At 68.9% G+C, this 20015-nt stretch carries 18 protein-coding genes; 10 read left to right on the forward strand and 8 right to left on the reverse strand.

Translation table 11 applies throughout. From position 1 onward, the window contains the following. Positions 1-34: 34 nt before the first annotated feature. Positions 35-1048 (reverse strand): LacI family DNA-binding transcriptional regulator, encoded by a 1014-nt coding sequence (locus tag MICSW_RS00430; RefSeq protein WP_292735252.1) that lies wholly within the window; start codon positions 1046-1048, stop codon positions 35-37. Positions 1049-1063: 15 nt separating this feature from the next. After that, the gene (locus MICSW_RS00435) at positions 1064-2749 is read right to left on the reverse strand and encodes a glycoside hydrolase family 13 protein (RefSeq protein WP_292735249.1); all 1686 of its coding nucleotides are present in this window, start codon (positions 2747-2749) and stop codon (positions 1064-1066) included. Positions 2750-2867: 118 nt separating this feature from the next. On the opposite strand from MICSW_RS00435, the gene MICSW_RS00440 reads away from it, so the two are divergent. Beyond that, the gene (locus tag MICSW_RS00440; RefSeq protein WP_228179289.1) at positions 2868-3389 is read left to right on the forward strand and encodes an adenine phosphoribosyltransferase; all 522 of its coding nucleotides are present in this window, start codon (positions 2868-2870) and stop codon (positions 3387-3389) included. 106 nt (positions 3390-3495) lie between these two features. Then, positions 3496-4575, forward strand: coding sequence for an IS110 family RNA-guided transposase (locus MICSW_RS00445; protein ID WP_292735243.1), 1080 nt, complete (start codon positions 3496-3498; stop codon positions 4573-4575). Positions 4576-5053: 478 nt separating this feature from the next. Here MICSW_RS00445 and hpxO read toward each other — a convergent pair whose 3' ends face one another. The 3 genes from hpxO to uraD are packed head-to-tail and all read right to left on the reverse strand — an operon-like array spanning position 5054 to position 7122. After that, positions 5054-6232, reverse strand: a complete 1179-nt coding sequence (gene hpxO, locus MICSW_RS00450) for an FAD-dependent urate hydroxylase HpxO (protein WP_292735240.1) — start codon at positions 6230-6232, stop codon at positions 5054-5056. A 46-nt stretch (positions 6233-6278) separates the two neighbouring features. After that, positions 6279-6602 carry a hydroxyisourate hydrolase gene (uraH, locus tag MICSW_RS00455; RefSeq protein WP_292735237.1) on the reverse strand — a complete coding sequence of 108 codons (324 nt, stop codon included), beginning with the start codon at positions 6600-6602 and terminating at the stop codon, positions 6279-6281. A 4-nt stretch (positions 6603-6606) separates the two neighbouring features. Further along, complete coding sequence (uraD, locus tag MICSW_RS00460; protein ID WP_292735234.1) at positions 6607-7122, reverse strand: 2-oxo-4-hydroxy-4-carboxy-5-ureidoimidazoline decarboxylase; 516 nt, start codon at positions 7120-7122, stop codon at positions 6607-6609. Between the two features lie 100 nt (positions 7123-7222). Here uraD and allB point away from each other — a divergent pair, with 100 nt between their 5' ends. The 5 genes from allB to MICSW_RS00485 are packed head-to-tail and all read left to right on the forward strand — an operon-like array spanning position 7223 to position 13844. Next, a complete protein-coding gene (gene allB, locus MICSW_RS00465) occupies positions 7223-8581 on the forward strand; it encodes an allantoinase AllB (RefSeq protein WP_464496449.1) in 1359 nt (452 codons plus the stop codon). Further along, complete coding sequence (locus MICSW_RS00470) at positions 8578-9678, forward strand: acetamidase/formamidase family protein (RefSeq protein WP_464496450.1); 1101 nt, start codon at positions 8578-8580, stop codon at positions 9676-9678. The genes allB and MICSW_RS00470 overlap by 4 nt, the downstream gene beginning before the upstream one ends. Beyond that, positions 9671-11299 (forward strand): AtzH-like domain-containing protein, encoded by a 1629-nt coding sequence (locus MICSW_RS00475; RefSeq protein ID WP_464496451.1) that lies wholly within the window; start codon positions 9671-9673, stop codon positions 11297-11299. Before MICSW_RS00470 ends, MICSW_RS00475 begins: the two co-directional genes overlap by 8 nt. A gap of 1 nt (position 11300) precedes the next feature. Further along, positions 11301-12542 carry a pyridoxal-phosphate-dependent aminotransferase family protein gene (locus tag MICSW_RS00480; protein WP_464496452.1) on the forward strand — a complete coding sequence of 414 codons (1242 nt, stop codon included), beginning with the start codon at positions 11301-11303 and terminating at the stop codon, positions 12540-12542. A 3-nt stretch (positions 12543-12545) separates the two neighbouring features. Beyond that, complete coding sequence (locus MICSW_RS00485) at positions 12546-13844, forward strand: allantoate amidohydrolase (protein WP_464496453.1); 1299 nt, start codon at positions 12546-12548, stop codon at positions 13842-13844. 476 nt (positions 13845-14320) lie between these two features. On the opposite strand, the gene MICSW_RS00490 is transcribed toward MICSW_RS00485, so the two are convergent. Then, complete coding sequence (locus MICSW_RS00490; RefSeq protein ID WP_228179279.1) at positions 14321-15199, reverse strand: endonuclease domain-containing protein; 879 nt, start codon at positions 15197-15199, stop codon at positions 14321-14323. Continuing rightward, entirely contained in the window at positions 15196-15405 is a 210-nt protein-coding gene (locus tag MICSW_RS00495; RefSeq protein WP_292728436.1) for a hypothetical protein, read from the reverse strand. Before MICSW_RS00495 ends, MICSW_RS00490 begins: the two co-directional genes overlap by 4 nt. 271 nt (positions 15406-15676) lie before the next feature. On the opposite strand from MICSW_RS00495, the gene MICSW_RS00500 reads away from it, so the two are divergent. Beyond that, positions 15677-17056: an amidohydrolase family protein gene (locus MICSW_RS00500; RefSeq protein ID WP_464496454.1), complete on the forward strand. Its 1380-nt coding sequence runs from the start codon at positions 15677-15679 to the stop codon at positions 17054-17056. Between the two features lies 1 nt (position 17057). Here the strand turns inward: MICSW_RS00500 and MICSW_RS00505 are convergent, their stop codons facing one another. Beyond that, positions 17058-17399 (reverse strand): TraR/DksA family transcriptional regulator, encoded by a 342-nt coding sequence (locus tag MICSW_RS00505; RefSeq protein WP_228179276.1) that lies wholly within the window; start codon positions 17397-17399, stop codon positions 17058-17060. 110 nt (positions 17400-17509) lie between these two features. Between MICSW_RS00505 and MICSW_RS00510 the strand changes: the two genes are divergently transcribed. Both MICSW_RS00510 and MICSW_RS00515 read left to right on the forward strand, forming a co-directional pair. Then, positions 17510-18691 carry an XdhC family protein gene (locus tag MICSW_RS00510; RefSeq protein WP_464498447.1) on the forward strand — a complete coding sequence of 394 codons (1182 nt, stop codon included), beginning with the start codon at positions 17510-17512 and terminating at the stop codon, positions 18689-18691. Positions 18692-18875: 184 nt separating this feature from the next. After that, entirely contained in the window at positions 18876-19958 is a 1083-nt protein-coding gene (locus MICSW_RS00515; protein WP_464496455.1) for an ABC transporter substrate-binding protein, read from the forward strand. Positions 19959-20015 lie beyond the last annotated feature (57 nt).

Below are 20015 nucleotides of genomic sequence, written 5' to 3' on the forward strand. Positions count from 1 at the left end.
GCGGGCAGCCGCGCAAGCTTCGGAAGTCCCGGGGTTACGCGCTGATGCGGGCGGTGCTGCCGCGGACGACGAGCTCATACGGCAGCTCTTCGCGGTCGGGAACACTGCCCGCCGGCTGCTCGAGCTCGTGGAGGATGGTCGCGGCGGCGCGCGCGCCCTGCCCCGCGGGGAACTGGTCGACCGTGGTCAGGTCGAAGAATCGGCCCAGCTCGTGGCCGTCGATTCCTGCGATCGACAGGTCCTCCGGCACGCGGTAACCCAGGTCGCGGGCTGCCAGCATCGCCCCGATCGCCATCTCATCGGATGCCGCGAAGATCGCGGTCGGTGAGGCTCCGGGCCGGCCGAGGAGTTGCTTCGCGGCGCGGAAGCCTCCTTCGATCGTGAAGTCGCCGGGCTCGAACAGTTCGGGCCTCGGCTCGACACCCGACGTTCGCAGTGCCAGCTCGAAGCCGTGCCGTCGGCTGGAGGGGATGTGGAAGTCGATGTCGAACTCGGGGTCGGCGCCGATGTGGCCGATGTCGAGGTGGCCCATCGCGAGCAGATGCTCGGTTGCGAGGCGCCCGAGCCCGACGTCATCGATGGAGAGCGTTGGCAGCAACTCGTTGGGTCCGCCGATCGCGATCACCGGCATCCCGAGCGAAAGCAGCGTCTTGGATTCGTGCTCGCCGAGTTCCAGCGCGACGGCGATCACGCCGTCAACGCGTTGGCGGCGCAGGAAGGTCTCGAAGACCTGCCGGCGGTGCTCCCGGTCGGGTGTCACGTTGTACAGCGTGATGTCGTATCCGGCCCGGGTCACCTGTTCGGCGATGCCACTGAGCAGCGTGCTGAAGAACCAGCGGTCAAGGTGCGGGATGACGACCCCGATGTTGCGGGTACGACCGGATGCCAGGCTCGAGGCCGACGAGGAGACGACGTATCCGAGGCGCTGCGCTGCCTCTTGCACGCGTTCCCGTGTCGAATCCGACACGTTGTGCTTGCCGCTGAGCGCCCGCGACACCGTGGCCGTGGACACCCCGGCCGCGCGGGCTACCTCATCGATACCGACCATCACGATGCTCGCGGCCTACTCGCCGGTGAGCCACACTGCCTGGTCGACCGGCAGCATCCTGTCGGTGAGCGGGCCGCTGGAGACCACGACGGTTCCTGACGGAAGCTCGATGGGTGTGTCGCCGAGGTTTGCCACCACGGTGATCGAGCCGTTGCGGAAGGCCACGACATCCGTGCCGAGACCATCGACCCACTCGAGCGTCCCCGCGCCAAGACCCCGAGCCCGCCGCTCGGCGAGCAGGTTCTTGTAGAGGGTGAGCGTGGAGCCGGGATCGTCGCGCTGGGCGTCGCGGGCAAGGCCAGCCCACTCGGCAGGCTGCGGCAGCCAGGCCTCCCCGGTCTCGTTGAAACCGAAGGCGGGTCCCTCCGAGGTCCAGGGCAGCGGCACGCGGCATCCGTCCCGGCCGTAGCGCTCACCGTTTGTACGGAACCACGTCGGGTCCTGCCGTGCCTCGTCGGGCAGGTCGATGACTTCGGGCAGACCGAGTTCCTCGCCCTGGTAGAGGTATGCCGATCCGGGGAGGGCGAGCATCAGGGTCGTCGCAGCGCGAGCGCGGCGCAGTCCGACCTCGGGAACCGGCTTGCCCGGCGACTTCGGCCCGATTCCCGCGCCCTGCGGGTTCTCGGCGGTCAGGGCAAGGCGCGACGCGTGGCGGACCACGTCGTGGTTCGAGAGCACCCAGGTGCTCGGAGCCCCGACGGCACCGTAGCCAGCGAGCGAGTCGGCGATCACGAGGCGCAGCTTCTCGGCATCCCACGGCGTTTCGAGGTACTCGAAGTTGAACGCCTGATGCATCTCATCGGGACGAACCCAGAGCGCGGTCTGTGCGATCGAGGGAAGCCAGGCCTCCGCACACAGGGCGCGATCGCCGTCGTACTCGGCCAGCAGTGCGTGCCAGTCGCGGTAGATCTCATGCACACCCTCCTGACCCCAGTACGGGACAGCCGCCTCGCCGCCACCCATCGAACCGGCATCCTTCGGCGGGGTGTAGTCGGGAAGACCCTCCTTCTTCACGAGCCCGTGCGCGACATCCACGCGGAATCCGTCGACGCCGCGGTCGAGCCAGAAGCGCAGGATGCGGCGGAACTCCTCACGCACCTCGGGGTTGGACCAGTCGAAGTCCGGCTGCGAGGCGTCGAACAGGTGCAGGTACCACTGGCCGGGCGTGCCGTCGGGCTCGGTCAGGCGCGTCCAGGCGCCACCACCGAACACCGACTCCCAGTTGTTCGGGGGCTGCTCGCCGTTCTCGCCCTTGCCATCGCGGAAGATGTAGCGCGCCCGCTCGGGGCTGCCGGCGGGAGACGCGACAGCCTCCTGGAACCACGCGTGCTGGTCGGACGAGTGGTTGGGCACGAGATCGACGATGATCCTGATGCCGCGCGCGTGCGCCTGCGCGAGCATCTCGTCGAAGTCGGCAAGGGTGCCGAAGATCGGGTCGACGTCGCAGTAGTCGGCGACGTCGTAGCCAGCATCCTTCTGGGGCGAGCGCTGGAAGGGGCTCAGCCAGATGGCGTCGACGCCGAGGGCGGCGAGGTCTCCGAGGTGGCTCGTCACCCCGCGCAGGTCGCCGATGCCATCGCCCGACTGGTCAGCGAAGGAGCGGGGGTAGATCTGGTAGATGACGGCGGTGCGCCACCATTCGCCGCCGGGAGCTTCCTCGCGGGAGAGCGCGGGGGTGGCGACGGATTCTGCAGAAGTCATAGAGCACACCATACTGCACCGATGTAAGCGCTTGCATAACGATGTGCGCTCGAATCCGCCCGGGGGATCTGCCTTCGTCCGACATGCCGCCGTCACGCGCACGCCGTAGTCTGGCCGCGTGCCCGACACCGCCGCCCTTGACCGCGCCGAGTCCCTGATCCGGACGATCCCCGACTACCCGAGTCCCGGCATCCAGTTTCGCGACATCACTCCGCTGCTGGCGGATGCGGCTGCCCTGCACGCCGTGACCCGAGCGCTCATCGAGCCGTTCGCTGACGGGTTCGATGTCGTCGGCGGGATCGAGGCCCGTGGATTCCTGCTCGCGGGCGCCATCGCCGCCGAGGCGGGAGTGGGTCTCGTGCCGATTCGGAAGGCCGGAAAGCTACCCCGACCCGCGGCATCCGTCTCGTACGCCCTCGAGTACGGCGAAGCAGCCATCGAGGCTCACGACGACCTCGCGCCGGGCACTCGGATCCTGCTGGTCGACGACGTGCTGGCCACCGGCGGCACGATCGCCGCTGCGCGCGAACTGATGACGACGCTCGGGACCGAGGTGATCGGCACGACGGTGCTCCTGGAACTCGAGGGATTGAACGGCCGTGCGGTCGCGGGCGATGTCCACGCCCTCTTCGTCGTCTAGACGATATGAGCCTTCGGTCCTCTTGAGGCTGGGGCCTCGATTCGCGTAAGCGTGGGTTGCCAGCCTGTGGGGGCTGGCCTATCCGACAGGCGAATGGAGGCCCCAGTTGAGTTCTCAGCGTACGAGCGTCGGGCTGGATGTGCACGCGCGGAGCGTGGTCGCAGCCGCGATCGATGAGCGGACCGGTGAGGTGATCCGGCGACGATTCGGGTACGACCCTGCCGGCGTCGTGGCCTGGGTGCGCTCCTTGCCGCAGCCGACGACGGTGACCTACGAGGCCGGTCCGACGGGGTTCGCGTTGGCGCGGCTCTTCGAGGCGGCAGGGGTCATGTGCCTGGTCGCGGCGCCGTCGAAGCTGCAACGACCGACCGGTGACCGGGTCAAGACGGACGCGCGGGACGCGTTGCATCTGGCGCGGCTGCTGCGGCTGGACGAGATCGTCGCGGTCCGGGTGCCATCGATCGAGCAAGAGACCGCGCGAGATCTGGTCCGCGCCCGTGAGGACAATCGCGGCGAGCTGATGGCTGCGCGGCACCGGCTCTCGAAGCTGTTGCTGCGACACGGGATCATCTACGACGGCAAAGCGTGGACGGGTGCGCACGACGCATGGTTGCGCCGACACCGATTCGAGCATCCTGGCCTGCAGGCTGCGTTCGACGCGGACTACGAAGCCGTCCAGCAAGTTGGAGCCCGCAAGGATCGCCTGGACAAGCTGATCGAGCAGATGGCGGCCAGCAGCGAGTATTCGGGCACGGTGCGGCGGCTGGGCTGCTTGCGCGGGATCTCCACGCTGACCGCGTTCGCGTTGGCGGTCGAGATCGGCGACTGGGACAGATTCACCGGGTCAACGATCGGCGCGTTCCTCGGGCTGGTGCCGTCCGAGTTCTCTTCCGGGCAGTCTCGGGTGCAGGGCTCGATCACCAAGACCGGAAACACCCACGCCCGCCGTCTGCTCGTCGAAGCGGCCTGGCATCACCGCAAACCGTATCGTCCGGGCGCGGTCATGCAGACCCGATGGGCCCAAGCCCCCGGCATCGCCGTCGCTCGCGGCGATGCCGGCAACCATCGGCTGCATCGAAAGTGGCAACAGTTCACCACCCGCAAGAAGCGTCCCGTGATCGCGAACGTCGCCGTCGCCCGCGAACTCGCAGGCTGGTGCTGGTCCTTGGCCGTCATGCCCGACTGACAGCCGACCCGACCGGTCGGTGGCGGCCACGACGACGATGACGGCACCGCGAGGAGCGACCCGCGATACAGCTATGAGCAGCCCACCAGGCGACGCTCGACTCTAGACAAGCGGTCCCGCTCCAGCCGAAAAGCACGTCCTGCGGTAACCAACCCGCGCATATCAGTCTGACCGCGCGTCGCCAACGACACGCTCGTCACCCTCGAACGTGACACCGCCGACCCAACGAAAGAGCACCCGGAGCTCGATCACTCCGGGTGCTCTTTCCCCTGCCACTTGACAAGGATCAGTCACATATCAGCTGTACGACCCCCACGTTCGGTCGCGCCGTGTTGCGGGTCTGTTCGGCGCCCGCCGGCAGTATGGCGCGACTGAAAGATGAGTCTGGATTCTCGGTCGCGCCGTGTTGCGGGTCTGTGCGGCGCCGGACAGCAGCATGGCGCGACTGAACGGATGCCGCGGGGCGGCCCCGGCAGGGTCAGAGGGATCCGACGCCGAGGTTGATCGGGCTGCCCTCGATATTGCCGACAATGCCGCGGATGATGTCGGTTCCGTCGGTGCCGCGCAGGCTCTCGTACCAGGCCTCGGTCGCACCGGGCACGAACCCATGCGTCTCGGCCGCTCGCTTGCGAGCCCGGTTCACAAGGTCACCTGCGCGCTCGGTGCGCGAGCGCTCGTAGCGCAGCAGCGCATCCTCGACGGAGTTCGTGTTCGTTGCCAGCGAGATCGCGAGGGCGAAGGTGTCTTCGAGCGCCGAGCACGCGCCCTGACCGATGTCGGGCGCGGTGTTGTGGGCGGCATCCCCGAGGATCGCCACTCGTCCCTTCACCCACGTGTGGAACGGGTCGATATCCCAGATCTCGACGCGGTTGAGCGAGGATGCCGGGTCGATCGCCTCCAGCAGGGTCTGAACCCCGGGCGCCCAGTCGCCGAACGCCTCACGCAGCGCGGCGAGGGGCTCACCGGCCTCGGCGGCGTGCCCCGCCGGCTGGGGAATGTCGACGAAGAAGTAGAAGCGGTCGCCGGCTACCGGCATGACGGCGCAGCGCTTTCCATCACCGACATAGGTCGTCCACTGGTTCGCGGGGCCGATCGCGGCATCCTGCGCCACCAGGCCGTTGAAGTTCGTGTATCCCGAGTAGGTGCGTTCGATGCCGCCGCCGGTCACGTAGTCACGCACCATCGATCGCGCCCCGTCGGCGCCGATCAGCAGATCACCGCTGTCGGTGGAGCCATCGTCGAAAGTCACCGTCACGCTCTGCAGGTGCTCGGCAACCGACACCGCCTTGCGCCCCAGATGGATGCGGTCCATCCCGACCGTCTCCATGAGCAGTGCCTGCAGCTCGGCCCGCGCCACGGGGTACGGGCGCTGACCGGTCTGCGCTGTCACCGGCTCAAGCGAGAACTGGCACATCGTCTCTCCGGTGAGGCCGTCGATGTAGGCCATGTCATCCATCCGGCCACCGAGCGCAGCCACCTCGTCGGCAAGCCCCAGCCAGTTGAGGACCTTCACCCCGTTCGACCACAGCGACAGTGCCGCACCGACCGGCTTGTTCTCGCGCATCCGGTCGTAGATGACGACCTCGTGGCCGAGCCGCGCCAGCGCGATCCCGGCACTGGCGCCGCCGATTCCTGCGCCGATGATGATGATCTTCATGTGGTGAACATTAGGGAGCGTGTGTCACGACCGCGTTACGCGGGTCTCAGCTGCCCCGATAGGTCGAGTATGCGAACGGGCTGAGCAGCAGGGGCACGTGATAGTGCCGGGCGTCGGTGATCGTGAAGTCCACTGTGACGCTCGGATAGAAGCAGTCGGTGCCGTGAGCTGCGAAGTACGCGCCGGTGTCGAAGGTGAGCGCGTAGGCTCCCGGGGGCAGCAGCTCAGGCCCGAGCCCGGCGCGACCGTCGGCATCGGTCACGGCCTCGGCGATCGCCTCACCGGATGCGTGCCGCAGTGTCACCGCTACGCCTGCGGCAGGCGTTCCGCCGGTCGTGTCGAGAACATGGGTGGTCAGGTGCGCTGTCACGGGTTCACTCTCCGCTCGAGGGGTCGGGTTCGATGGCGGCGCGCAGCCGCAGCATCGCGATCTGCCGCAGCTGGTCGAGCGCCTCGTCGACCTCGGCGTCAACGGTGTTCTCCAGGCGCCGCTGCAGCTCGGCAAGGATCTCGTCGGGCGTGCGGCCGGCGGCACGGATGAGGAAGACCCGCCCGAATCGGGCCTCGTACTCGGCGTTGCCCGCGGCGATCTGCTGGGCCACGGATGCCGCGGCATCCGACATCGCGGACTGCTCGTGCCGCGACGCGTTAGCCTCGGCGCCCTCGCCGCTCGGACGTTCGCCGATGCGGGGATGGTGGGCGAGTGCGGCATCCAGCTCGGGCCGGCCCCATGAGCGCGCGAGGCGGTCGGCGGTGGCCTCGAGCTCGTCGACGGAGGCGAACGGGCGTGTGCCGGCCACGGCCTCGGCCCAGGCCGGGACGCGAGCCCACACCGAGACGACCTCGATCGCTTCGGCCTCGGGCAGGTCATTGAAGTGCGTCAGCTCCATGCGGCCACCGTAACGCGCTAGACGCGCGACGGCGGCAGACGTGATCCGAAATGTTGGTACAGGTAACATGCGAGAAATGCGCGGATCATACGGTGACGGCATGTCGTCCCCGGCCCTCGCCCTCGCGTCACGCCGGGTGCTCCTTGACGGCGGCTTCTCGGCCGCGACAGTCCTCGTTCGTGACGGCCTCATCGCGGGGATCGCTCCGTTCGACCCGGATGCCGCGCTCGTCCTCTCTGACGACGAAGTGCTTCTCCCGGGACTCGTCGACTCGCATGTGCACCTGAACGAACCGGGACGCACCGACTGGGAGGGGTTCGAAACCGGCACGGCTGCAGCAGCGGCGGGCGGCATCACGACGGTGGTTGACATGCCGCTGAACTCGCTGCCCGTCACCACGACCGTCGAGGCGCTCGCCGCTAAACGCGCAGCGACAGCCGGCAAGCTCGCCGTCGACGTCGCGTACTGGGGTGGCGCCGTGCCCGAGAACCTCGGGTCGCTGCATCCCCTGTTCGCGGCTGGGGTGGTCGGGGTGAAGTGCTTCCTCTCGCCCTCGGGGATCGACGAGTTCGGGCACCTGGATGCCGCGGACTTGGAGTCCGCGCTGACCGAGCTTGCCGCCTTCGACGGGTTGCTCATCGCTCACGCCGAAGACCCCGCCCACCTGCACGATGACCCGGCTATCGGCAGCAGCTATGCACGATTCCTCGCGAGCCGCCCGCCGATCAGCGAAGAGTCGGCGATCGCCGCTGTCGCCGCTGCCGCCGGCCGCACCGGCGCGCGCGCCCACATCGTGCACGTCTCCGATGGGCATGCGCTCGATGTCATCCGTGAGGCCAAGGCTGCCGGCATCCGGCTCACGGCCGAGACCTGCCCGCACTATCTGACTCTGCGTGCCGAGGACCTTCCCGACGGATCGGGCACCGTGAAGTGCTGCCCGCCCGTGCGTGACGGCCACAACCAGGACCTCCTCTGGGAGGGCCTGCTCGACGGAACGATCGATGCCGTCGTCAGCGATCACTCGCCCGCGACTCGGGATCTGAAGGAGCGCGAGGACGGTGACCTCGGCCTCGCGTGGGGCGGGATCTCCGGAGTGCAAACCGGGCTCCGGGCGGTCTGGACCGAAGCATCCCGCCGCGGCATCCCGCTCGAGACCGTGATTCCGTGGTTCACGACCGGGCCTGCTGCGATCGCCGGCATCCGCAGCCGCGGCGTGATTCGGAAGGGTGCTCCCGCGCACCTGGCTGCGTTCGCGCCGGATGCGGCATCCGTCGTTCGCGCCGCCGACCTCGAATACCGCAACAAGCTCTCGCCCTGGGACGGTGCGCTGCTGCGCGGCTCCGTGCGCGCAACCTGGGTCAACGGGGAGACGGCGTACACTGCGAACCGGGGGATCACGGGCCGTCACGGGCGTGAGATCCTGGCCACCGATCCCGCTTCGGACGAAGGAGCCCGATGACCAGCTTTCCCTTCCCGATCCTCCAGCCCGGTATCGGCGAGATCGCCGGTGACCATTACCTGCGCTCCACACCCGAAACCGTGATGTGGGGGCGCCTGCCGTGCGTCGCCGACACGGCGGTGCTCGAGGTCGCATCCGGCGAGACGGTGACGATCGACACGGTCAGCCACGAGGGCATCCTTGACGATCACGGCACCGACCCGGTTGCGTACTTCGGCAGTCACGGCATTCCCCGCGAGGCGGTGCTCGACGACGCCGTCGAGGTGGCCTCGGCGCTGTCTCGAAACCCCGACACCGATGGCCCGCATGTCGTGACCGGACCCATTCGGGTGACGGATGCCGAACCCGGAGACCTCCTCAAGATCACCGTGGTCAGCCTCGCACCCCGCGTGCCGTACGGCGTGATCTCGAACCGTCACGGCAAGGGAGCCCTGATCGGCGAACTGCCGCGCGGCGCGCACAACGTCAGCGTCTTCACTCCCGTCGAGGCGCGGCCCGAGGGCCTCGTGGGCGTGCTGCCGGTGACCGAGGGCGGCGAGGGTCGAATCGAGTTCCCGCTTGCACCCTTCCTCGGGATCATGGGGGTCGCGGTCTCCGACGACGAGCGCCCGCACTCGGTTCCCCCTGGGCCGCACGGCGGCAACATCGACATCAAGCTACTGACGGAGGGGTCGGTGCTCTACCTGCCGGTGCAGGTTGCCGGCGCTCTCGCGTACGTCGGTGACCCGCACTTCGCGCAGGGTGACGGTGAGGTCGCGCTCACGGCGCTCGAGGCATCCCTTCGCGCGACGCTGCAGTTCGAGGTCGTCCCGCGTGAGGTCGCGCTCGCCGAGTTCGGTGAGATCGTCGGTCCCCTCGTGCGCACCGACGAATACCTCGTTCCCACGGGCATGGATGTCGACCTCAACGTCGCGATGCGCAACGCCGTGCGCGCAGCCGTGAAGCTCATCGAGGCTCGTTGGGGCCTGGACGAACACCTCGCGTATGCATACCTGTCGGCCGCGACAGACTTCGACATCTCGCAGGTTGTGGACGTCGTGTGCGGTGTGCATGCGCGGATTCGTGAGGCCGACTTCGCGAAGCTGGACCGTGACTGACGTGACCGTGCCGGGTGGCTTTCCCGACGACATCCCCGCCGACCTGTTCACGGCTTTCGACGCCTATGAGCGGGCGATCCTCGCGAACGACCTCGACGCGCTGGATGCCGCATTCGCCCCCGGGGAGGGAACGATCCGCGCCGACGGCGCCGGCCTCCTGGTCGGCCACGACGCCATCAGCGCGTTCCGGGTCACCCGCGGCGGCGTTGCCCCGCGCACGATCGAGCGCCTCGAGTACCGGCCGCTCGGGCCTGACATCGCGCTGCTGGTCGCCGAGTCACGCTTCCACGGCGGCGGACGCGGCATCCAGACCCAGGTGTGGCAGCGCATCGATGGACAGTGGCTGATCACGGCGGCACACGTCACGCCCCGCACCCCGGCGTTCGACCGGTCGATCTGGCGTAGCGTCGGCGACCCGCTCTGGCAGGGCGCGTGGGAGGGGCCGCTCGCCGGCCTCACCGTGGCGGTGAAGGACCTGTTCGCCCTGACCGGCTTCCGCATCGGCGCCGGAAACCCCACCTACCTGCGCGAGGCGCGGGCAGAGAAGACCACGGCGCCTGCGCTTGCCGACCTGATCCGAGCCGGCGCGTCCGTGCGGGGTCTCGCGCGCACCGACGAGTTCGCGTACTCGATCGCCGGCGACAATGCCCACTACGGCACACCGCCGAACGCCGCCCTCCCCGGGGCGCTTCCGGGTGGCTCATCCAGCGGAGCGGCGAGCGCCGTCGCGCTGGGTCAAGCGGATGTCGGACTTGCCACCGACACCGCCGGATCGATTCGGGTGCCCGCCTCGTACCAGGGCCTCTGGGGGCTCCGCACGACCCACGGTCTCGTGCCGCGGCAGGGCGTTTTGCCCCTCGCGCAGAGCTTCGACACCGTCGGGTGGCTGACCCGCGACGGCGCGACTCTGCAGCGTGTGGCGGAGTGGTGCCTGAGCTACGACGGGTCTGATTCCACCGAGAGTGTCTACGGCGAGTCCGGGGATGACCTGCCGTGGCGGTTCCTCGTGCCCGATGAGGTGTTGGATGCCGCGGACCCGGCAACCCGTGAAGCCTTCGACTCCCTCGTCGCGCGGCTCGCGGCATCCGATGATCCCCCGCGGCTGGCGCGGGTCGAGATCGGCGACCTCGACGAGTACGTTGCGCCCTTCCGGACGGTGCAAGGCGCCGAGGCGTGGCGCAACAACGGGGAGTGGCTGCGCGAGCATCCCGGCGCGGTCGGGCCCGCCGTTGCCGAGCGCTTCCGGCTTGCGGCCTCGGTCTCGCCCGCGGCGGAAGCCGACGCTCGCGGGGCGCTCGCCCCGTTGCGCGAGAACCTGCACCACCTCGTGCGCGACGCCGTGCTGCTGCTGCCCACCGCTCCGGGACCGGCGCCGTCGCGCACGGCGGATCCCGGCGAGATCGACGCCACCCGCCTGGCCACCCTGCGGATGACGACTCCCGCCGCCGTCGCTGGTCTTCCCGCCATCTCGATTCCGCTGCTCACGGTGCGCTCGCCCCTGGGTGCGGCGCCCGTCGGAGTGTGCCTTGTCTCGCGGGCTGGCACCGACATTGCGCTCGTACGCCTGGCCAGGCGCCTGGCGGCACTCGTCTCGACCGACCTCTCGGGAAGGACCCCCTGACATGACCGACGCACCTGCATCCAGCATCCCCGGCCCGATCGACCCGCCCCGCCGCCTCCTCATGGGCCCGGGGCCGGTCGACGCCTACCCCGGCGTGCTGCGCGCGATGTCGGCGCCGCTGGTCGGCCAGTACGACCCGTTCATGACTTCCACGATGACCGAGACCCAGGAGCTGTACCGCGGCGTCTGGGGTACGGGCAACGACGCGACGCTCCTGATCGACGGCACCTCGCGGGCGGGGATCGAGGCCGCGATCCTCTCGCTGATCCGTCCCGGCGATCGCGTCCTCGTGCCGATCTTCGGCCGGTTCGGCCATCTGCTGGCCGAGATCGCCGAGCGAGCGATGGCCGAGGTGCACACGATCGAGACGGTCTGGGGGCAGGTGTTCACGCCCTTCGCGATCGAAGAGGCCATCGTCCGCGTCAAGCCGACCCTGCTGGCTCTTGTGCAGGGCGACACGTCGACGACGATGCTGCAGCCCCTCGACGAGATCGGCGAGATCTGCGCCCGCCACGGCGTGCTGTTCTACTCCGACGCGACGGCGTCGCTCGGCGGCAATCCGTTCGAGGCCGACTCCTGGGGGTTGGATGCCGCGACCGCGGGGCTGCAGAAGTGCCTGGGTGGACCATCGGGCTCCGCGCCGATCACCCTCAGCGACCGCGCCGTCGACGTGATCTCCTCGCGCAAGAAGATCGAGGCCGGCATCCGGGAACCCGGCGACCCCTCGTCGCCCGATTTCGTGCGCTCCAACTACTTCGATCTCGGCATGATCTTGGACTACTGGGGTCCGCGGCGCCTGAACCACCACACCGAGGCGACCTCGATGCTCTACGCCGCTCGCGAGTGCGCGCGCCTGCTGCTGCTCGAGGGCCGGGATGCCGTCATCGCGCGCCACCGCCGGGTGGGGGCGGCGATGCTCGCCGGTGTCGAGGCGATGGGACTGCGCGTCTTCGGCGACGTGTCGCACAAGATGAGCAACATCGTCGCGGTCTACATCCCCGAGGGCGTGCCGGGCGATGCCGCTCGCGCCGCGATGCTCGAGGACTTCGGGATCGAGATCGGCACTTCGTTCGGGCCGCTGCACGGCAAGGTCTGGCGGATCGGCACGATGGGCTACAACGCGCGTCCGGATGCCGTGCTGCAGACCCTCGTCGCGCTCGAGGCAGTGCTCCGCCGATTCGGCGCGGCAGTGCCTGCCGGTGCCGGTGCGGATGCCGCATCCGACGCTCTGGCGGTCGGCTGACCCATGCCTTTGCTCGAAGCATCCCCCGACCGCATCGCGGCCGCCGCCCGTCGGGTGATGGCCCGCTGCGACGAACTCGCGCGGGTGAGCGCTCAGTCGGGGGCGATCGAGCGTGTGTATCTCTCACCCGAGCACGCCCGGGTCAATCGGCTCGCTGCCGAATGGATGCGTGAGGTGGGCCTGCGAACCTGGCAGGACGCCGCGGGAAACCAGCTCGGACGCATCGAGCGCAGCGCCGATCCTGACCCCGCGGCGCCGGCGCTCATGATCGGTTCGCACCTGGACACCGTCAAGGATGCGGGGCGTTTCGACGGCATCATCGGCGCGCTCATGGCCCTCGAAGTGGTTCGCCTGTTGCGCCAGGAGAGTGACGGGGTCTCGCGGGTGCCTCTGCCGTTCGCCGTCGAGGTCGCTGCCTTCTCGGATGAAGAGGGCACGCGGTTCGGCAAGGCGCTGCTCGGATCCTCTGCCGTTGCCGGCACCTGGAACGACGCCTGGTGGACGCTCGCCGACGAGGACGGCGTGACCCTGCGGCAGGCGTTCCTCGAGTTCGGACTCGACCCGGGACGGATCGGCGAGGCCGCGCGCCGACCCGACCATCTCGTCGCCTACCTCGAAGCGCACATTGAGCAGGGTCCCGAGCTCGATCGCGCCGGCGAGCCGCTCGCCGTCGTGTCCTCGATCGCCAGCGCCCGCCGCTTCCAGCTCACGGTCGAGGGCGAAGCCCGGCACGCCGGCGGAACTCCCTACGACATGCGCCGGGATGCGCTGCTGGGGGCGAGCGAAGCTGCGCTCGCGGTCGAACGCATCTGCCGCAGCGCGCACCACATCATCGGGACGGTCGGCCAGCTCGAGGCATTCCCCGGCGCAGTCAACGTCGTCCCCGGCGAGGCGCATCTGAGCGTCGACCTGCGCGGCGAGCTCGACGGCGAACGAGACCGGGTCTGGGACGAGATCAGCCGCGAGCTCGATGACATCATGGGCCGCCGGGGATTGCGTTGGCAGGCGCGGGAGGTGCACAACGCCCCGGCGGTCCGGTGCGGTCTGCTGCTGCAGGACGTCGTGCGTGAGGGCATCGTGCACGCGGCCCCGCGCCGCAGCGACGAGCCGCCGGTCATCTTCAGTCGCGCAGGCCACGACGCCATGGCGATCGGCTCGATCACGGATGTCGGGATGCTGTTCCTGCGGAACCCCGACGGCGTGAGTCACCACCCCGACGAAGCGGTTTCGGCCGCAGACGTTGCCCTCGGCATCCGTGCCCTGACCGAATCCGTGCTCCAGCTGGCAGCCGACCGTCTCTGACGTGCGGAGCATTACGTTCGGTTGCGCCTTGTTGTGGGTCCCGTGAGCATGCACCCGCACATCGGCGCGACTGAACTTCGTCGGGCGGTCGTTCGGGTGGTGTCCCCTGGTTCGGTCGCGCCTCGTTGCGGGTCTGTCGGGTGTCACCCCGCATTTCGGCGCGACTGAAGCTGGGCCAGCATTTTCGGTCGCGCCTTCGTGCGGGTCCCGTGAGCGTGCACCCGCATTTCGGCGCGACTGAAGCGAAGGTCACCACGCTTCTTGTTTCTCCTCGCCGCACGAGACCTGGGCAGACTCTTCGTTCGGTCGCGCCTTGTTGTGGGTCCCGTCGGTGCAACCTCGCACATCGGCGCGACTGAATTTCGTGGCGAGGTCGTTGGGGTGGTTGCCCCACAGTTCGGTCGCGCCTTGTTGTGGGTAGCTCCGGTGTCATCTGCATTTGGGCGCGACCGAAGAAGCGCGATTGAGTAGACCAGTCATCGGGCAGCGTCGATGGCGCGACGGATGCGGGCCACGAGAAGCTCGGGTGTTCCGAAGAGGTCTGACTGTGTCACTCGCATGACGCGCCAGCCGAGTTCGATCAAGCGCTCCATCCGCGCAATGTCCTTTGCCCACTGCACGGGGTCGGTGAGGTGGTGCTCGCCCTCGTACTCCAGCGCAAGCCGGATGCGGGGAAGCGCGAAGTCGACCTGCGCGATCCACACACCTCCGTCCAATACATCGAAGTTCGGCAAGAACCCACCGAGGCCAGCCCGACCGAGCAGAAGACGCATCAGGGTCTCCGGACGCGACCGCGATCGGGGGTGAGCCAGGGGCAAGGCGTTACGAAGAACATCGCCGCCGATCCGCCGACCAGCGTCAGCGGCGGCCTCGAGTTCCGCGAGCCCGGCAAGCGGCGGCGGATCGTCCGGATGCATCTGCTCGCGAATGATCGCGTCCGCCGCGACGACGGCATCATCGACCCACTGGTAGTGGGAAGACAGCATCGCCCAGGTCGACGCCGGTGATGACACGGCGACTCCCAGCACCGGATGCTGCACCAGCTCGCACATCCACGGTCGCAGTGCGTGCCCGCGCACGCCTCGTCCGGCCGGTGCGCGACGCGGCCAGATCACTGAGACGTCAAGAACTCCCGCGCGCAGCATCCGTCGCGGAAGCGGCACGCCCCAGGCGACCGCGGCGGAGATATGACTGAAGAACTCGTGCTCGGTCATCCGCTGCGCGTAGGCGTCCAGCGACTCGAGCAGAAGCGACTCGCCACGGTCGGGGCTGTCGGCGGGGGGCTCGAGGCGCTGCCGCCGAACCGCGCGGAACGGCATCTCAAGGTCGGATGCCCGAAGCCGAGACGACGTCACACCACGTTCGCGGGCGCGCTGGACGGAGAACGTTCGTCCGAGGTCTGCGGGAAGCTCTCGGGGCTGCACTCCTCCACCGTGAACGCGCGGCGCTTGCCGAGCGGACGCTGGGACAGAACCGGGGACAACTGCCCGTCGGCGCCAGCGGGGGAGGAGCCGCCGGCCGCGACATCCGTCACGATGCTCGCGGGGTTGGATCCGGTCACCCTTTCGTTCGGTCGCGCCATATTGCGGGTTCTGGGGAAGGGCACTCGCAACAAGGCGCGACTGAACTGAGCTGCACGCACGAGAAGGTGCGACCCTGTCCGGTTCGGTCGCGCCGTGAGGTCGGACTTGGCACACAGCACCCGCAATATGACGCGACTGAACAGAGAGGGCTGGCGGATCGAGGTCCAAAGCGCGCGGGAGCCCCTGGCGTAGCAGCAGCGAAACATGGGAGCGGTAGCGTTGCGAGACCCTCGCACCACCGGAGAACTTATGGCATCCCTGCTCGTTATCAACGCTCGTCTTATTACGGTCGCCGCCGGCGCCGACGACCTCGGCTACCTCGATGAGGGCTGGATGCTGGTCGAAGACGGCATCATCGCCGCGACCGGAGCAGGTCAGCCTCCCGCGGGCACGACCGCCGACGAGACCCTCGACGTCGCCGGCGCGTTCGTTGCGCCCGGGTTCATCTCCAGCCACAGCCACCTGTTCACGAGCGGTCTGCGCGGGCTCGGCGCGAACGAGACCCTCTACGGCTGGTGCGACTCGATGCTCGGGTTCACCGCGAACCTCAGCCCCGACGACATGTACTGGTCGACCCTGCACGGGTCGCTCGACTTCCTCGCGAACGGCGTCACGACCGCCTACAACTTCACCGATCCGCTGCAGGCGTGGGAGTCGATGGTCGACGGCAAGCGCCTCGGCGGCAACGCACCGCTGCGGCCCGTCGAGTACCACACGCGTCAGGCCGACGGATGCCGCGACGCCGGCCTCCGGTTCGTCGACGCGATCGGCATGGATGTCTCCACCGGCACCGATGACGAGATCTTCGACCGCTTCGCCGCGGAGGTAGCACACACCCGCGCCATGGACCCCGCGCTCGCGCTCGGCGCCTCGATCATGGGCCAGGTGCAGTGGTCGCCGCGCCCCGAGGCCGCCGAGCTCGAGGTCGAAGCGATGCGCCGGTTCGGCGTGACCAACCAGGCCCACTTCCTCGAGTCTCCCGAAGCGGTTCCGGTGCAGCAGGCCAAGTTCGCGATGTATCGGGATGCCGGAGCGCTCGGCCCCGACATGATGTTCGGCCACTTCATCCAGACGACTCCCGAGATCATCCGGGCCACCGCCGAGGGCGGCGCGTCGATGTCGTGGCAGCCGGCCTCCAATGGACGCCTCGCGTCGGGCGTCGCGCTCGTTCCCGAGATGCTCGAGCTCGGCATCCGTGTCGGGATGGGCCTCGACGACCAGGCCTGCACCGACCTCGCCGACCCGTGGGGCAACATGCGTGCGGGGATCTTCATGCAGCGCGCCCGCACCAAGGATCCGCTGTCGATGACGCCCGAGACGGTGCTGCGCCTGCACACCCTCGGTGGCGCCGAGATCTTGGGCGTCGCCGACCGGGTCGGCAGCCTCGAGGTCGGCAAGTTCGCCGACTTCGTCGTCGTCGACCCACGGGTGCCGGATGTCGGACCGCTCTGGCACCCGGTGCGCACCTACGTGCTGTCGATGAGCCTGCGCAACCTGAAGCAGGTCTACGTCGGCGGGGCGCTCGCGAGCGAGAACGGTGTCTCGACCAACCCCCTGGCTGCCGAGGCGTCAGCCCGCGTGCACACCGACCTGCCGGCGCGCGCAGCGCAGTTCGGCCACCCGCGCTGAGTCACGCGCGCTGGGCCGACGCACAGGGGACGCACATCGTCGCCGTCGGCCTGACCTCGAGCCGCGCCGCCGGAATCGGCTGCCCGCACCTGACGCAGATGCCATAGGTGCCCGCGTCCACGCGCGCCAGCGCATCGACCACCGCCGCGTGGTCGCGCAGGGCCGCATCCCGAAGCGCCTCGACCCGCTGCCACTCGCCCGAGAGCGTCGAGCCTTCGGGGTCGTGCTCGTCATCGGCAGTCGCGGCAGCGCGGTCGGCGCGCAGCGATGCGGCGTCAGCGTCCAGCCGCGCGAGCTGATCATCCAGCCCGCGCAGGCGCTCGGTCAGCACGGTGCGGTTCACGTCCCGAGGCTACGCCCCGCCACCGACGTCCGGGCCGGCGTTCTGCTCGAGACGGCTGTCGCAATCTCGAAGAAACACCCGGATGATAGGCAGGAGTCCGGGAGGTGAGCATGCGAGAGATTCTTGATCCGGCCGCGGCCTGGGTCGCCGAGGAGCGTCAGTTCGCGCTCGCGGTGCTCGTCTCGGCGCAGGCGAGCTCACCGCGCGAACTCGGCGCGGCGATGATCGTGGATGCCGACGGCGTCGTCTTCGGCAACGTTTCGGCCGGCTGCGTCGACGGTGACGTGCACGATCTGTGCCTCCAGGCGATCGAGTCCGGCGAATCGACCCGCGTTCGCTACGGCATCTCCGATGAGACCGCGTTCGAGGCGGGCCTTAGCTGCGGCGGCGTCATCGACGTGCTCGTCCTCCCTGTCCTCCGCGGCACGTCGGCCGCGGCAGCGATCGCCGACCTCCGCGCCGCGATCCTTCGTCGCGAACCGTGCGCGCTCGGCGTCGTCACTGCCGGGCGCAGCCGCGGCACCCTCGTCCTCGCTCGAGAGGGCGCGGATGCCGAGACCGACGTCCCCGCGACGGCCGATCCCGGCATCCGCTCCGCACTCACCGCTGACCTCGAGCGCCTCCGCACCGATGCCCACGCGCTCACGCTGCGCTACGGAACCGACGTCGACGCGATGGAGGTGCTCGGCCTGCCGTTTCCCCACGCGCCGCGCCTGATCATCATCGGTGCCGTCGAGTTCTCGGTCGCGCTGAGCAGGCTCGGGGCGGCATCCGGATTCGAGGTCACGGTCTGCGACCCGCGGGAGGCCTTCGCCTCGTCCGCGCGTTTCCCCGACGCCCACGAGGTCGTGCACGAATGGCCGCACGACTACCTCGCGCGCACGCCGATCGATGCGCGCACCGCGATCTGCGTGCTCACGCATGATCCTCGGTTCGACGTCCCCGCGCTCGCTGTCGCGCTGCGCAGCCCGGCTGGGTATGTGGGTGCGATGGGCAGCAGGCGCACGCACGACGACCGGGCTCGCCGACTCGCCGACGCGGGGCTGACGGATGCCGAAACCCAGCGACTCCGCTCGCCGATCGGCCTGGCACTCGGGGGTCGCACCCCTGAGGAGACCGCGCTGTCGATCCTGGCCGAGATCGTCATGGTGCGGTCGGGGGGACGCGGCGGTGCTCTGCGAGACACGACCGGTCCGGTGCATCCCGCAGTGTCGACCCCTCGCGAGCTGACGGTGCAGCCGGGCGCAGAAGAGGGCATCTCCTGTGCCCCCGGCGCCGGCGTTCCGCGCTGACCGCGCCGCCCGCTTTGCGGGATCCGACGCTCGTCGCATCCGACATTCGGTAACGCAGACGAAACAGTCCGGCGAGTGTTCATGAAATCTACATCTCATAGCGTCGGACTCGACGACCCGACGAGTCCCGCAGTCGCGCGTCACCGAGTGTCCCATTCACCCGCGATCAGGAGACGCAGCAAACATGACATCTCTTTCCTCTCGAATCGTGCGCCGGTCAGCCATGGCCGTCGCAGCCGTCGCCGTGTCGGCGCTCGCGCTGAGCGCCTGCGCCAGCGGTGGCGAGTCCACTCCGGCCGAATCCACCAGCGGCGACGCTGCGGAGGGCTTCGGCACGCTTGCCGTTCAGCTCAGCTGGATCAAGAACGAAGAGTTCGCGGGCGACTTCTTCGCCCTCGAGAACGGCTACTACGAAGAGGCCGGCTTCGACGAGGTCGTCCTCACCCCCGGTCCTTCGACCGGTGCCGCCGAGCTCATCTCGGGCACGGCTGACATCGCCTTCTCGGACGCGGTCTCGATCGGCTCAGTCGTGGCAGCCGAGGGCGCCCCGCTGAAGATCATCGGCGCGGTCTACCAGAAGAACCCGTTCACGATCCTCTCGCTGGCTGACGGCGGCAACATCACCACGCCCGAAGACCTCAAGGGCAAGAAGATCGGTGTTCAGGACTCCAACACCGCACTGTTCAAGGCCCTGCTCGCTGCCAACGGCATCGACGAGTCCGAACTCGAGATCGTGCCCGTGCAGTACGACCCGGCACCGCTGACCAACGGCGAGGTCGACGGCTTCATGGCCTACCTCACCAACGAGTCGATCACCGTCGCCGCAGCCGGCTTCGAGGTCGCCAACCTGCCGTTCGCCGACAACGGTCTGCCGTTCGTTGCCGAGACCATTACGACGACTGACGACATGATCGCCAACGACCGCGAGAAGCTCAAGGCGTACCTGGTCGCTGAGATCAAGGGCTGGACCGATGCGGTCAACGACCCCGAAGAGGGCGCTCGCCTGGCATACGAGATCTACGGAGCAGACCTCGACCTGAACCCCGAGAACTCGATCGCTGGGTCCATCGCTCAGTCCGAGGAGCTCGTCGTCTCGGCTGACACCGAGGAGTTCGGCCTCTTCTGGATCACTCCGGAACTGCAGGAAGCGACCATCGCGAGCCTCGCCGGTGCCGGTATCACCCTCACCGCAGCCGACCTGTTCGACCTGTCGCTGCTCGAAGAGGTCTACGCCGAGAACCCCGACCTGGTCGCCTACGCGGGCTGATCAGAAACACGCAAGGAGAATCCATCGTGACCGAACCCACCGCATCCGGTTCAGTAC

This window comes from Microbacterium sp. SW12, assembly GCF_055391095.1.

What these genes read in the sequence shown, in the direction of transcription:
- MICSW_RS00430 (WP_292735252.1), bottom strand. Translation starts at nt 1,048, where the DNA reads ATGGTCGGTATCGATGAGGTAGCCCGCGCGGCCGGGGTGTCCACGGCC.
- MICSW_RS00435 (WP_292735249.1), bottom strand. Translation starts at nt 2,749, where the DNA reads ATGACTTCTGCAGAATCCGTCGCCACCCCCGCGCTCTCCCGCGAGGAA.
- hpxO (WP_292735240.1), bottom strand. Translation starts at nt 6,232, where the DNA reads ATGAAGATCATCATCATCGGCGCAGGAATCGGCGGCGCCAGTGCCGGG.
- uraD (WP_292735234.1), bottom strand. Translation starts at nt 7,122, where the DNA reads ATGGAGCTGACGCACTTCAATGACCTGCCCGAGGCCGAAGCGATCGAG.
- allB (WP_464496449.1), top strand. Translation starts at nt 7,223, where the DNA reads ATGTCGTCCCCGGCCCTCGCCCTCGCGTCACGCCGGGTGCTCCTTGAC.
- MICSW_RS00470 (WP_464496450.1), top strand. Translation starts at nt 8,578, where the DNA reads ATGACCAGCTTTCCCTTCCCGATCCTCCAGCCCGGTATCGGCGAGATC.
- MICSW_RS00480 (WP_464496452.1), top strand. Translation starts at nt 11,301, where the DNA reads ATGACCGACGCACCTGCATCCAGCATCCCCGGCCCGATCGACCCGCCC.
- MICSW_RS00485 (WP_464496453.1), top strand. Translation starts at nt 12,546, where the DNA reads ATGCCTTTGCTCGAAGCATCCCCCGACCGCATCGCGGCCGCCGCCCGT.
- MICSW_RS00500 (WP_464496454.1), top strand. Translation starts at nt 15,677, where the DNA reads ATGGCATCCCTGCTCGTTATCAACGCTCGTCTTATTACGGTCGCCGCC.
- MICSW_RS00510 (WP_464498447.1), top strand. Translation starts at nt 17,510, where the DNA reads ATGCGAGAGATTCTTGATCCGGCCGCGGCCTGGGTCGCCGAGGAGCGT.
- MICSW_RS00515 (WP_464496455.1), top strand. Translation starts at nt 18,876, where the DNA reads ATGACATCTCTTTCCTCTCGAATCGTGCGCCGGTCAGCCATGGCCGTC.